A 13,504-nucleotide genomic window follows, 5' to 3' on the forward strand; every position below is an offset into this window, starting at 1 on the left:
ATGATAGTGAATGAACAGACAACCGGGAATAACAAAACAATGTCCTCATATTTGGCTCCGCTCGTGAAACAGATCCCGCCATCCGGCATCCGCAAGTTTTTTGATCTGGTGGGCGACAATAAAGATATCATCACGCTTGGTGTAGGCGAGCCGGATTTCGTAACACCGTGGCACATGCGTGAAGCTTGTGTATACTCCCTCGAGAGAGGCATGACCAGTTATACATCGAATGCAGGTATGCCGAAGTTGCGTGAGGCAATCAGCAGTTATCTGGATACGCAGTTTGATACCAAGTATGATCCGAAAGATGAGATTATTGTCACCGTAGGTGGAAGTGAAGCAATTGACCTTGCTTTGCGTGCATTGATCGTGCCCGGAGATGAAATTCTTATCCCTGAGCCATCTTATGTCGCATACTCTCCTATTGCTTCCATCGGTGGAGGTATCCCTGTCGGGGTAGAGACATATGCAAAGGATCAGTTCAAGGTAACGGCTGAAGCGCTGGAAGCTAGCATTACACCGAAATCGAAGGTTGTTATTTTATGTTATCCAAGCAACCCAACAGGGGCGATCATGACCTACGAAGACTGGCTGCCGATTGCAGAGGTCATCAAAAAACATGATTTGATCGTCATTGCTGACGAAATATATGCTGAGTTGACTTATAATCAAAAACATGTTAGCTTCGCTTCAATTCCCGATATGAAAGATCGCACGATTTTGGTGAGCGGTTTCTCCAAGGCGTTTGCGATGACGGGATGGCGGATTGGATATATGTGTGGACATCCTGAACTCATTGCAGCAATGCTCAAAATCCATCAGTACACGGTAATGTGTGCGCCGGCAATGGGTCAGGTAGCAGCTCTCGAAGCATTGACAAATGGCCTGGGTGAGAAAGACCGAATGGTCGAATCCTATAACCAGCGCAGACGTTTGATCGTACAGGGGTTCCGTGATATTGGACTGGATTGCCATGAACCGCAGGGAGCGTTTTATGCTTTTCCGAGTATTCAGAAGACAGGCCTCAGCTCCGATCTGTTTGCTGAACGATTGTTAACGGAGAACAAGGTGGCTGCGGTGCCAGGTAACGTGTTTGGGCCGCAAGGAGAAGGATTTTTACGTTGCTCTTATGCGACCTCAGTATCCCAGTTAAACGAAGCTTTGGAACGTATCGGAAATTTTGTTTACAAAGTTCAAAAAGAGGGTTAATACAAAGAAGAACTACAGTATAAATAAGGCATTTGGTACTTTTCCAAAAAAATACTTTCTTTTACAAAATATTATGATATAATTTCAATTTGAAATAGGATTTCATATATTTGGAAAATTATTTTCTGAGGAGGGGTTAGCTTTGTTTTGTGTTGAATATGATTTACCGACAAATCGTGGACACGTTCTGGCAGAAAGCGATCATGGCGACCGATGGTCGGTGAACCCTGATGACGCATCCTTGCATAACATTTCCTTGGAAGATGAGATCCGCATGCTTCGCAGCAAGATGGAACAGATTTTTCTGGAAGAGAAATCATTTACATCCGACATTGTGATTGAAATCAGCAGTTTGCTGGACTTGAAAATTAACGAATACATGAAGGCTAATCCGGTCAAACCGAAGTAAATATCGGGTTGATGGATATATGCTAGGAACATGTAGAATGATATAATTTGTAACACGGCAGAGAGGAGGTCCGAAAGGGTCTCCTTTTTGTTATGTACTTTAATGTAATGTCGAATACGGGTTATTTTTTTGCGTGGAACAATTGTGATATATTGGAGTTAGGAGACTAAAGGGGGAACTGGAATGAGGAGATTTTGGGGACTGACCGCAATAATTTCATTAATCTTTATATTAGCCGGATGTGGCGGTAAAGATGGTTTTACGGTGTTTATTATTGATAACCAGGGTAATCCATCGGGTATTTCGGAACAGTTACAAACAAATCTGCAGCAAAAGCTTGGTGAAGAACCAAAAGTAGAAATCATTACAAGTGCGATGTATGATGTTCAAAAAATATTGGTTGAATATGCCGCTGGCAGCCATGATATCTTTATCTTGCCTGAAAATGATATGAAACAGTATGGTCAGAACGGCTCGAATGTCCCGCTAGATGATACATTTGATCCCAAGAAATATGAACGTGGTGTATTTGAGGGATCTGTATTGGTTGAAAAAGGGAAGGGCGACGATGGATCTGATATGAAAAAAGAAACCCACTTGTACGGTATTCCGCTGGAGAATATGCAGATGTTCAAGGATGTAAACTATGCCCCAAGCAATCTGTTCGCTACCATTCCATTGTCAGCGGCTAACATTGAAGAGTCGAAAAAAGTGCTCAAGGCGCTGACAGAATAACATCTATCTAGAACAGGTATGGGAGGAGGGAACGGATTGCTGATTACGGTCACAGGCGGTATGGGCAGCGGAAAAACGCGCTTTGCGCTGAAATATGCGGCTCAAATGAGCCGGGAAGGTGTATATTTGTCCACTGGTGATCATGATTCCGTAATTCCCGAATTGCCATCCGCTCATTATCGTGCCATTCAGGTGGGGAACGGCCCGAAGCTTGCTGAAGTGGTGAACCAGATTAATCGGGAATCCAATCTTTTTCTGGCGGATCAACGCATGTTGATTGTGGATAGCCTGACGTCCTGGATGGCAGCGAGTTTCAGGGAAGCAACCGATCTGGATCTGCAACGTGTGGAAACACAACGGTTACTAGATGCACTGCTATCCTATCAGGGGAAAATACTTATCATTACAAATGAGATGCAAGGTAGCTTACATCCGTCAGAAGAGGAACGTATTTTTGCGGCGAGAATGGCTTCGGTGAACCGGATTCTGCAGTCTAATGCAAAACAGATGTTTATGCTGGTGTCTGGACTTGCGATTGATCTGAAAGCTCTGCATTTGCGTTATGAAGATGAAGGATAGACGAGCTTTGGGTAATCGGGTAAGATATTTCAGCGTTTGATAAATGATTGATGCACAATTGGAGGGATTATGATGGGGATATATACACGAACCGGTGATGAAGGCCAGACTTCAGTCATTGGAGGCCGAGTTATCAAAGATGATGATCGGGTAGAGGCTTATGGCACGATTGATGAATTAAATTGCTTTGTGGGTCAAGCAATCAGTTTGATTGACTCTGCTAACAGAGAATTTGAGGATTTGCGCGAACATTTGCTTGAAGTGCAACAGGAGCTCTTTGACTGTGGATCAGATCTGGCTTTTGTGCGAATAAGTGAGACAAAGTACAAAGTACGGGATGAGATGGTCACACGTCTGGAGCAGTGGATCGATCAATATGATGCTGAAAATCCTAAAGTGGAACGTTTTATTATCCCTGGCGGAAGTCAACTCTCATCTGCTCTACATGTGTGCCGCACAGTGTGCCGCCGGGCAGAGCGCCGTACCGTTACGCTGGGACAGCATACGGATATTAATCCGTCGGTGCGCCGGTATCTGAACCGTCTTTCGGATTACTTCTTTGTTGTTGCACGGACAGCCAATGCAAGACAACAAGTTGCGGACATTGAATATGTGCGGAGCAAAAAAGTATTCCGCCGCAAAGAATGAGCCAATATTATGCACCGATTGCCTACACGGTGACCGAAGTAGAGGACGGCTGGCTGCTAAAAACCGTGCTTCAAAAGCGGCTTCAGGTTTCGCGTAAGCTTTTATCCAAAATCAAACTCACCGAACAAGGTGTTATGCTGAATGGTGAACGGGTATATATCAGTGTCAAAGTGAGTGCAGGTGATCTGGTGGAGATTCGGATGGAGCGAGAGGAATCCGATGATATTTTACCAGAGGATATTCCATTCGCTGTGTTGTATGAAGACGAACATCTGCTGATCGTGAATAAAGATGCCGGAATTATCGTGCATCCAACCCATGGGCACTATACAGGTACTTTAGCTAATGGTGTGGTGCATTATTGGCAACAAAAAGGCCAGAAATTCCGCTTCCGTCCAATCCACCGATTAGATCAGGAAACATCCGGCGTGCTGGCGATTGCCAAAAACCCGTATGTGCACCAGCATGTATCAGAGCAGATGATCGCCGGCACTGTGGATAAAAAATATATCGCACTGGTGCATGGCAGCCCTGTTCCCGAACAGGGGGCAGTTGACGGGCCAATTGATCGCGATCCCGAGGAACCGCATCGCCGTATCGTTACACCAGACGGATATGCGGCCAGAACGCTCTACACAACGTTGTCTCGCTGGGATGATGGAAGTGCCAGTGCTGTAAGTTTGAAGCTGGAGAGTGGACGAACCCATCAGATCCGGGTACATATGACGTCTATCGGTTGCCCGTTGATCGGTGATCAGATGTATAAGACGTTGCCAGTGCATAACGTGGATGAGCAGACAATGGCTGTTCGTGAGGAACGGGATACGTGGATTGAACGCCAATCGCTACATGCGTGTGAACTGATATTCGAACATCCGATCCTCCGGGAACGTATGACATTCCAGGCTCCACTGCCGCCAGATATGGCCGCGTTGGAAAAACGTTTGGATACCGAGGCGGCCCCGAGAGTAATGCTTCAGGAAGCAGAGGGACAAACCCAAGCGGAAAAGTAACCTCGGATTTAGGACGCAGCTGCATGTTCGAAAATAAAAGTGTATACAGTTCAGAAAGCAGCGCAGCTGAACAGCATGCCGAGGGCTAGAGAGGTTTTGAGCTTTTAAGGTATTTGAGCCTTAGAGTTCAGAGAGCAGCGCAGCTGAACAGCATGCCGAAGGCTAGAGAGGTTTTGAGCTTTTAAGGTATTTGAGCCTTACAGTTCAGCGAGTAGCGCAGCTGAACAGCATGCCGAGGGCTAGAGAGGTTTTGAGCTTTTAAGGTATTTGAGCCTTAGAGTTCAGAGAGCAGCGCAGCTGAACAGCATGCCGAAGGCTAGAGAGGTTTTGAGCTTTTAAGGTATTTGAGCCTTACAGTTCAGCGAGTAGCGCAGCTGAACAGCATGCCGAGGGCTAGAGAGGTTTTAGAGCTTTTAAGATATTTGAGCCTTAGAGTTCAGAGAGCAGCGCAGCTGAACAGCATGCCGAAGGCTAGAGAGGTTTTGAGCTTTTAAGGTATTTGAGCCTTACAGTTCAGCGAGTAGCGCAGCTGAACAGCATGCCGAGGGCTAGAGAGGTTTTAGAGCTTTTAAGATTCTTCAGGCTTTAAGGTAGTTAAGCTTGAGTTCGTAAAATCTCTAGCTCTAGAAATGTTGGAATAAATGTTGAAAAATCACGTCGTAATGAGGGGCGATAAGCCCGCATTCGACTAAAAAAATTGCTGAGCGAGGGTATTGGGATGGAGCGACTTTTGGATTTGCGGAGCAAACCAAGGGAAGCGATAGACCAAAACCCGAGTGGGAGGAACATCCATGACAAAACTGAAAGTATACCAATATGCAAAATGTGGTACGTGCCGTAAGGCTGTGAAATGGTTGGAAGCGAAAGGGCATGAACTGGAGCTAATCCCTATTTTTGATACACCACCATCGAAAGACGAATTGACAGAGCTTATTCAAAAAAGCGGACTTGAAGTGAAAAAGTTTTTCAACACCAGTGGAGAAGTCTATAAAGAGCAAAAGCTCAAAGACAAACTGCCAGGGATGTCCGAGGAAGAGCAGATTGCGTTACTGGCTTCCAATGGTCGTCTGATCAAACGTCCGATCGTAACCGATGGAGACAAAGTCACCGTGGGTTTCAAGGAAGATACGTATGAGCAGGAATGGAACAACGCCTAAGACATTCACCAGAGCTAAGCCTTGAATTGTTCGCAATTCAGGGCTTTTTTGGTTGGACGAGGTAGTGGCATATTTATGCTCCATGAGGGTTGGCGTAACTATGTTATAATGATAGAATGAGTTTCGATATTTAATATGCTATTGAAGTTGGAATCAATTGTTGTTCCAGCTTTCATAGATCAAGGAGAGAACAAATTCAAGTGAATCAACGTAATGAACCTACTTTGTTACTGGTAGACGGTATGGCAGTGTTGTTCCGGGCATTCTATGCAACTTCTGCAAGCGGATATATCAGACGTACAAAGGCAGGGCTTCCGACCAACGCAGTCTATGGGTTTATCCGTTATTTTTGGGATGCGGTTCAGACGTTTGGACCAAGCCATGTCATCTGCTGTTGGGATATGGGAGGCAAGACGTTTCGCGGTGAGGAGTACGCAGCATACAAAGGTAATCGTGCTGAAGCACCAGATGACCTTATTCCTCAGTTTACTCTGATTCGTGAAGTGATGGATAGTCTAAACATTCCGAATATTGGTGCAGAAGGGTATGAGGCTGACGATTGTATCGGAACACTTGCCAAATATTACACTGAAGAAACCGATATGAATGTGATGGTACTGACCGGAGACCATGATATGTTACAGCTGATTAATGACCGCACAAGTATCATTATTATGAAAAAAGGTCACGGCAACTACATGGTGTATAATCCCGAAACGTTGATGGCTGAGAAACAATTGACACCACGTCAGGTTATTGACATGAAGGGTTTGATGGGAGATGCCAGCGACAATTATCCCGGGGTACGCGGAATTGGCGAGAAAACGGCTTTGAAGCTTGTGCAAGAGTATGGATCGATTGAAGGGATTTTAAGCAATCTGGATCAACTTACCCCTTCGGTACGTAAAAAAATCGAGAGTGATCTCGATATGTTGCATCTGTCTCGCAGGCTGGCAGAGATTCACTGTGCAGTTCCGGTGGCTTGTACGCTGGAAGGCTGTGAATTGCGTCTGGACCCGGATACGGTGATGGACAAGTTTGAACAACTTGAGATGAAGAGCCTAGGTTCTTGGATGGGAGTGGCGATAGGGTGAGCAACGTGACGATGAAAAAAACGAGTAAAAAGTGGTGGACTGGGGCAATGGCCCTCGTCCTCGCACTTCCGGTATTGCTGTCGGGGGCAGTAAGTGCACCGCAGACAGCGGATGCCAAAGCAGCCATTAGCGTTAAAGTACAGAAAGTGAAGGCAGCAGGACGTAGTTTTAGTGTACAGACCGTTTCGATTCCAAAAGGAACACCAGTAACCGTAGGACTTGCTAAGAAACAGGTTGGTCAAACCGCTACATTGCCGTCTATTGTAAAAGCGTACGGCGCACAAGCAGCAATCAACGGAGCTTTTTTTGAAGCATATCATGGAGCACCAGATCCCTACGGGATGTTAATAGCAAATGGTAAAGTTATACATATAGGAAGATATGGCACATCCATCGGTTTTAAGGCAGATGGGTCGGCGATAATGGATTCGCTTCAAGTGAGCTTAACGGGCACGGTCACAGATACGAAAGGAAAATCAAGCGGCTGGTATGCAACATTTGTTAACCGGACACCTTCAGCAGATGCAAGCATCTCGATGCTGTACACCCCAGAACGTGGAGCCAATGTTGGTTTCAAGGGCGGAACGGCAGTGATTATGGAAAAGGGTGTTGTGACCAAAAAAGTACCGAATACAAACGTAGCGATTCCCAAAAACGGTTCTGTTCTTGTCTTCACGGGTCGAGAGAAGTCCACAGCTGACCGATTTACGGTAGGCTCCACCGTAGAGATGAATTACAGATATACGAACGCAGCCGGTCAGGAAATTCCGTGGCAGGAGGTGGTCACAGCTGTGGGGGCTGGCCCGCGTCTGGTGAAGGATGGCAAGGTATCGGTAAATCCGGCAAGTGAGGGGTTCAAAGATCCCAAAATTCTGAATGCATCCGGAGCGAGAAGCGGAATTGCGATTATGGCCGACGGTTCGGTGATGCTTGCTACCGTTTCTGGTGCTACAATAAAAGAATGGGCAGCTGTGATGCAAAAGCTGGGAGCTAAACAGGCGATGAACTTGGATGGCGGTGCATCCTCTGGGATGTATGCAGGTGGCAAAATGCTGACTTCTCCAGGGCGGCTGTTAAGTAATACATTAGTATTTGGTGGTTCTGTTCGATAAAAAGTAATCATGGAGGTATGATGTGGCATGACACCTGTACCCGATTCGATAACAGAAGAGGCAAGCACGGCAGTTCTGGCGATTAATATAGGGCAACCTAAGCCATTGCCTGGCCAGAAAAATGAAGTGTTGAGTGGTATTGTGAAACATCCTGTCTCCGCCCCGGTTTTCCTGTCATTCACTGGAATGACAGGGGATGCTCAAGCGGATCTGGTGCACCACGGTGGTCCAGATAAAGCTGTTTGTGTATACGATCATAGTCGCTATTCTGCGATTGAGCGTCTGATGGAGCGTAAGCTGGAGTGGGGGGCATTCGGAGAGAATCTGACCGTTACAGGATGCGCTGAGGAAGAGGTTCGCATTGGTGATGTATTTGAACTCGGTGATGCGCAGGTGCAAGTCAGTCAGCCGAGACAACCATGTTTCAAGCTGGGGATAAGATATGATTACAAGGAGTTGCCTGTATATTTTCAGGAAAGCGGGCATACCGGTTTTTATTTTCGAGTATTGCAAGAGGGAGAAGTTGGCCCTGCATCACGTTTCAGAAGAGTTCGAACAGATACTTCATACATGACGATTCTTGAAGCTAACCGGATCATGCATCAGGGGAAACAGGACGTGGAAGGGATGCAGGCTCTACTCTCTATTCCTGTGCTCTCGGATAGTTGGAAACAGACATTGCTTAAACGGTTGAACAAGCTTGAGCGTAACTGAGCCCTGCTGAATAGTCCGAACCGCTATATGGATACGGCAGTGTTCCTATTACAAACCAACGTAGGAGTGAGATCAACATGACAGTTTTAGGTGCGATTGAAGCAGGCGGAACCAAATTTGTATGTGGCCTTGGTACAGAACACGGAGAGGTCCTGGAACGAGTTAGTTTCCCTACAACCACGCCGGAAGAAACGATGGCTCAGGTCATCTCTTTTTTTGAGGGCAAAGGTATTGAAGCAATGGGGGTAGGTTCTTTCGGGCCAATTGATCCCATTGAAGGAAGTCCAACCTATGGTTATATTACGACAACACCGAAGCCGCATTGGGGACAGTACAACATGATTGGCAAACTCAAAGAACACTTTGATGTACCGATGACGTTTGACACCGATGTGAATGGAGCAGCTTTGGGTGAAGCCACTTGGGGAGCTGCGCAGGGGCTGGATAGCTGTCTGTATATTACGGTAGGTACAGGCATCGGTGCAGGAGCTGTCGTTGGCGGAAAAATGGTGCACGGACTGTCTCATCCCGAGATGGGCCATATTATCGTGCGGAGACATCCCGAAGATTCATATGCAGGATTTTGCCCATACCATGGAGACTGTCTGGAAGGGCTTGCGGCGGGGCCGGCCCTGAACAAGCGCTGGGAACAACCTGCTTATGAATTGCCAGCAGATCACAAAGCCTGGGAGATTGAAGCGCATTATCTTGCACATGCTCTAATGAATTATGTGCTGATTCTTTCGCCTCAGAAAATAGTGATGGGCGGAGGTGTGATGAAGCAGGAGCACCTATTCCCGATGGTTCGTAGCAAACTACAGGAATTGCTGGCAGGCTATGTGCAGCATCCGTCACTTCATGCTGGAATTGAGGCGTATGTTGTTCCACCAGGTCTGGGAGATAATGCTGGCTTGTGTGGTTCGCTGGCACTGGCGAAACTGGCCTTGTCAAATAAACGCATTTAGGGATTGACGAAATTTACCAGTATGGTATGATGTGAGCAACAGCATAGTACGGTTAATGAGGAAGCACCTCTCTTGCAGCGATCTGCGGGAGAGGTGCTTTTTTGTGTTGTCTGGAGACAGAGACAGAGAATACCTTCGTTAATCGAACAGGCTGTATCGTCCAAAGGAGGGAACAAGTAATGGAAGTCATTTTCATGAACAAATTATCCAGAGTGTTTGATCAGCATGAACAGATTGCCCAGTTATGGATTGGCGAGGAGGAGAATACTTGGCACTTGGGATGGAGTCGTTATGAAGCAGGGGATCGGGAAGATACGATCTGGTATGAAGGTCATTCGTGGGAAGAGCTGATGCACATATATCGTCATCAACTTGCCATGCAGATGAGCGAAGGGTATCGTCCATTGATGCATGGGTTGTACAATGAGAATGAGGATCTGAAGCTACGTAGTTATGCAGGCCAGCGTCTGCATTGTTTTAGTGAATTATACGGAAATGAACAATTGTATGAGGATTTATGCACATGGCGCAGGCAAAAAGCGGCTTCGGATCGGAAGGCTCCTTATTTTATAGCGACGAATCGTTTGTTGCGGCTGATCAGTGCGTTTGTTCCACATACGATGGATGAGCTGATGCAACTGCCGGGTGTTGGTGAGAGCAAAGCAGCAGAATATGGGCTGGAATGGCTTGAAATGATGAGTGGAATCGAACAATCGAGACCTTTTCCGTTAGACTGGGTGTACATCGTATTGCAAGAAGAAGAGTACGAAAGTTGGTTATATAAGCAGAAAGAGCAGAAGTACAAGCAGGAACTGGATAAATTCATTACGCGTAAGCACGTGCTGGAAGGCATGAAAGAGGGACAAACCTTAGAAGAGATCGTGAATCGATCTGGTCTATCCCGGCGTGAATTAATCGAACTGCTCGAAACATTGGATCTGGAAGGGTATGACACGGATTCATTGCTGGATGTAGAACTGGCCGTTATGCCTGAGACTGAACAAGAGGCGGTATGGAACGCATATGAGGAGTTAGGAGATACATTTCTGAAGCCTGTGTTACATAAAGTTTACGGAGGAGAGCGCCCTGAAGGAGGAAGCTTGGAGCAAGTGTATGAACGGTTACGGATGATTCGCATCCGTTTTCGGAGACATACTGAAACAGAGCGTAATGTTGGTTAGCTAAAATACGCCGTGAGGCGGTGATATTAAAAAAGACGAAGTCGTCCCTGTGAAGGAGCGCTTCGTCTTATTCTTTAAATGGTATGATATAGCGGATAGAGCGGTCGTTTCAGATCCAGTCTTTTTTACGGAAAATAAAGAACATCGTCAGGCCGAGTGTAATCATCAGGCCGATAACAGCATAATACCCGTATTTCCAGTGTAATTCGGGCATGTTGTCAAAGTTCATTCCATAAATACCGGTGATAACGGTCAGAGGCATGAACACGGTGGTGATGGCGGTAAACACACGCATGATCTCATTCGCGCGGTTAGCGATACTGGACTGGTAGGCTTCTCGCAAGTTGCCCATCAGATCGCGGTACGTTTCAAAGGTTTCCGATATTTTTACGGCGTTCTCGTAAATGTCGCTGAAATATTTTTGCAGCTGATCATCAATGAGACGCAGATCTTTTTTGTTGAGTGTATTGATGACCTCCTTTTGAGGTCCCAGTACTTTCTTAAGCCACAAAATCTCGCTTCGCAGACCGATAATCTCATTCAGATGTGACTTTTTGGTATGCATCAGAATGTCTTCCTCAAGTTTCTCAATTCGCGCTTCAATTCGATCACCAACGGTGAAGTAATTGTCCACAATCAAGTCAACAAGCAAGTAGAGGAGACGATCTGGACTGCTGATTTCCTGTTCCCAGAGAATCGGCTTCAATGTACGTAGTTCGCTGATCTTTTGTTTGGTAACCGTAATGATAAAATGTCTACCGAGAAAGAGATTGACTGCACGCAGGAAGATCTCTTCATCATCGAAACGAATGCTATTAATCACGATAAAATAATGGTTCTCATAAATTTCAATCTTCGGACGCTGTTCTTCATCACTCAAGCAATCCTCAACAGCCAGATCATGCATGGAGAACAGCGGCTGAAGTACAGCCAAATCGTCCACGTCCGCATCAATCCAGTAGAATCCTTCTGCTGGTGGAGTCAGCGCTTGCTGAATGTCATCCACCGGGATAAATACACCGTTGTTAACCAACCGGATTTTCATGTTATCTACTCCTTCTGCACCCGCCGTCTTGGCGGATTTCATCGTTAATATGGGCGCAAAAGAACAGATCAGCCGGTCGGCAGCGGAGCCTGTTATCAGGACTGTACTGCGTTGTCAATCTATAATCAAACGGAAGAAACGTCCCGCTGCCGACATGCTGATGTCAATTCTCTATGCAGTTGTTCGGAATTCGACTGCCAGTTGGGCCTCGGGTCGCCATCCATTTAATATGTCACCTCTCACATAAGGGCTTATAAACACTTGTCTAGTATACCGCTGGTCTAGGGTGCTTTCAAGCGCAAAAATGTGTCTATTTCACGCTCTGAGGCAGTGTATGACAACGGATGATGAACGGTTCCGAGTTTAGGTTCAAAACCAATCAACTGGTTCTTGACGTGAGGGCAGTAATGTTTTAAAGTAAAAGTTAATATATCTGAATTAAAATTGAATACAGCGAAATCTTATCAAGAGTAGGTGGAGGGACCAGCCCGATGAAACCCGGCAACCGGCGATATAACGCACGGTGCTAATTCTTGCAGCGACCAAGCATCCTTGTGATGCTGTTGTAACTGAGAGATGAGAGAGGCGCATATCTGTTTACATATGACCTTTCTCGGAATCCGAGAGAGGTCTTTGTCATATGCAGAGCTTCTCAGAGCGTGATTTTCGCACCAGATGCGACCCATGAAAAAGGAGGAGTCAACTCACTATGCCAATTAAAATTCCAGACACATTACCAGCCAAAGAAGTGCTTGAGAGCGAGAATATTTTCGTCATGGACGAATCATCTGCATACAAGCAGGATATTCGTCCACTCCGGATCGCCATACTGAATCTGATGCCTACGAAGGAAACGACGGAAACGCAATTGCTTCGTCTGGTAGGTAATACACCGATTCAAGTGGATGTTGTGCTGGTACACCCCAAATCCCACACTTCCAAGAACACATCTCAAGAATACCTGGATCTGTTTTATAAAACATTTGATGAGATCCAGCATCGCCGTTTTGACGGGATGATCATTACCGGTGCACCGGTAGAGCAAATGGATTTTGAGGACGTGAATTATTGGGAAGAGATTCAGGAAATCTTTGAATGGACCAAAACGAATGTAACTTCGACGATGCATATATGTTGGGCTTCTCAAGCAGGTCTATACCACCATTTTGATGTACCCAAAGTTCCGCTGGATGAAAAGTGTTTTGGCGTATTCCCGCATACGATCAACAAACCTCATGTTCCGATACTGCGTGGATTTGATGAAGTGTTCAACGTTCCACACTCCCGTCACACGGAGGTAAGACGTGAGGATATTGAGAAAAATGATAAACTCGAAATTTTGGCAGAGTCCGAAGAAGCAGGAGTATTCCTGGTTGCCACCAAGGACGGGAAGCAAATTTTTGCCACAGGACATGCCGAGTATGATCCGTTTTCATTGAAATGGGAATATGACCGCGATGTTGCCAAGGGATTGGACATCGCGCTGCCGAAGTACTACTATCCAAAGGACGATCCTTCTCGGATACCTCCGGCTACATGGCGTGCACACGCTAACTTATTATTCTCTAACTGGCTCAATTACTATGTGTATCAGGAAACCCCTTACGATATTGGCCCACAAATCTAATCCAGATTACAGGAGG

14 protein-coding genes and 1 riboswitch are annotated in these 13,504 nt (G+C 46.1%); of the genes, 13 read left to right on the forward strand and 1 reads right to left on the reverse strand.

Annotation, left to right across the window (positions count from 1 at the left end; all coding sequences use genetic code 11):
• From MHI38_RS25025 to MHI38_RS25080, 12 genes are all read left to right on the forward strand, one after another.
• Positions 1-1,209 (forward strand): aminotransferase class I/II-fold pyridoxal phosphate-dependent enzyme, encoded by a 1,209-nt coding sequence (locus MHI38_RS25025; protein WP_090922260.1) that lies wholly within the window; start codon positions 1-3, stop codon positions 1,207-1,209.
• A 220-nt stretch (positions 1,210-1,429) separates the two neighbouring features.
• The gene (locus tag MHI38_RS25030; protein WP_308722269.1) at positions 1,430-1,618 is read left to right on the forward strand and encodes an aspartyl-phosphate phosphatase Spo0E family protein; all 189 of its coding nucleotides are present in this window, start codon (positions 1,430-1,432) and stop codon (positions 1,616-1,618) included.
• 183 nt (positions 1,619-1,801) lie between these two features.
• Complete coding sequence (locus MHI38_RS25035) at positions 1,802-2,353, forward strand: hypothetical protein (RefSeq protein WP_090922264.1); 552 nt, start codon at positions 1,802-1,804, stop codon at positions 2,351-2,353.
• 36 nt (positions 2,354-2,389) lie between these two features.
• A complete protein-coding gene (locus MHI38_RS25040; protein WP_186812213.1) occupies positions 2,390-2,932 on the forward strand; it encodes a bifunctional adenosylcobinamide kinase/adenosylcobinamide-phosphate guanylyltransferase in 543 nt (180 codons plus the stop codon).
• 72 nt (positions 2,933-3,004) lie between these two features.
• On the forward strand, positions 3,005-3,580 hold the full coding sequence (locus MHI38_RS25045) for a cob(I)yrinic acid a,c-diamide adenosyltransferase (protein ID WP_308722268.1): 576 nt from the start codon (positions 3,005-3,007) through the stop codon (positions 3,578-3,580).
• Positions 3,577-4,593 (forward strand): RluA family pseudouridine synthase, encoded by a 1,017-nt coding sequence (locus tag MHI38_RS25050; protein WP_308722135.1) that lies wholly within the window; start codon positions 3,577-3,579, stop codon positions 4,591-4,593. Before MHI38_RS25045 ends, MHI38_RS25050 begins: the two co-directional genes overlap by 4 nt.
• Positions 4,594-5,384: 791 nt before the next feature.
• A complete protein-coding gene (locus MHI38_RS25055) occupies positions 5,385-5,750 on the forward strand; it encodes an arsenate reductase family protein (RefSeq protein WP_341181820.1) in 366 nt (121 codons plus the stop codon).
• Positions 5,751-5,950: 200 nt separating this feature from the next.
• Positions 5,951-6,844, forward strand: coding sequence for a 5'-3' exonuclease (locus MHI38_RS25060; protein ID WP_154958253.1), 894 nt, complete (start codon positions 5,951-5,953; stop codon positions 6,842-6,844).
• 11 nt (positions 6,845-6,855) lie between these two features.
• Positions 6,856-7,956 (forward strand): phosphodiester glycosidase family protein, encoded by a 1,101-nt coding sequence (locus tag MHI38_RS25065; RefSeq protein ID WP_253495880.1) that lies wholly within the window; start codon positions 6,856-6,858, stop codon positions 7,954-7,956.
• A 27-nt stretch (positions 7,957-7,983) separates the two neighbouring features.
• On the forward strand, positions 7,984-8,670 hold the full coding sequence (locus MHI38_RS25070) for an MOSC domain-containing protein (RefSeq protein ID WP_154886880.1): 687 nt from the start codon (positions 7,984-7,986) through the stop codon (positions 8,668-8,670).
• 77 nt (positions 8,671-8,747) lie between these two features.
• Positions 8,748-9,635, forward strand: coding sequence for an ROK family protein (locus MHI38_RS25075; RefSeq protein WP_308722132.1), 888 nt, complete (start codon positions 8,748-8,750; stop codon positions 9,633-9,635).
• A gap of 179 nt (positions 9,636-9,814) precedes the next feature.
• On the forward strand, positions 9,815-10,816 hold the full coding sequence (locus MHI38_RS25080; RefSeq protein WP_154958249.1) for an HRDC domain-containing protein: 1,002 nt from the start codon (positions 9,815-9,817) through the stop codon (positions 10,814-10,816).
• A 109-nt stretch (positions 10,817-10,925) separates the two neighbouring features.
• Here the strand turns inward: MHI38_RS25080 and corA are convergent, their stop codons facing one another.
• The gene (gene corA, locus MHI38_RS25085; protein ID WP_090919837.1) at positions 10,926-11,861 is read right to left on the reverse strand and encodes a magnesium/cobalt transporter CorA; all 936 of its coding nucleotides are present in this window, start codon (positions 11,859-11,861) and stop codon (positions 10,926-10,928) included.
• 458 nt (positions 11,862-12,319) lie between these two features.
• Positions 12,320-12,444: riboswitch (SAM riboswitch) on the forward strand.
• A gap of 126 nt (positions 12,445-12,570) precedes the next feature.
• Here corA and metA point away from each other — a divergent pair.
• A complete protein-coding gene (gene metA / locus MHI38_RS25090; RefSeq protein WP_090919840.1) occupies positions 12,571-13,488 on the forward strand; it encodes a homoserine O-acetyltransferase MetA in 918 nt (305 codons plus the stop codon).
• Positions 13,489-13,504 lie beyond the last annotated feature (16 nt).

The sequence above is a fragment of the Paenibacillus sp. FSL K6-1558 genome, assembly GCF_038002565.1.
Lineage (GTDB): Bacteria > Bacillota > Bacilli > Paenibacillales > Paenibacillaceae > Paenibacillus > Paenibacillus polysaccharolyticus.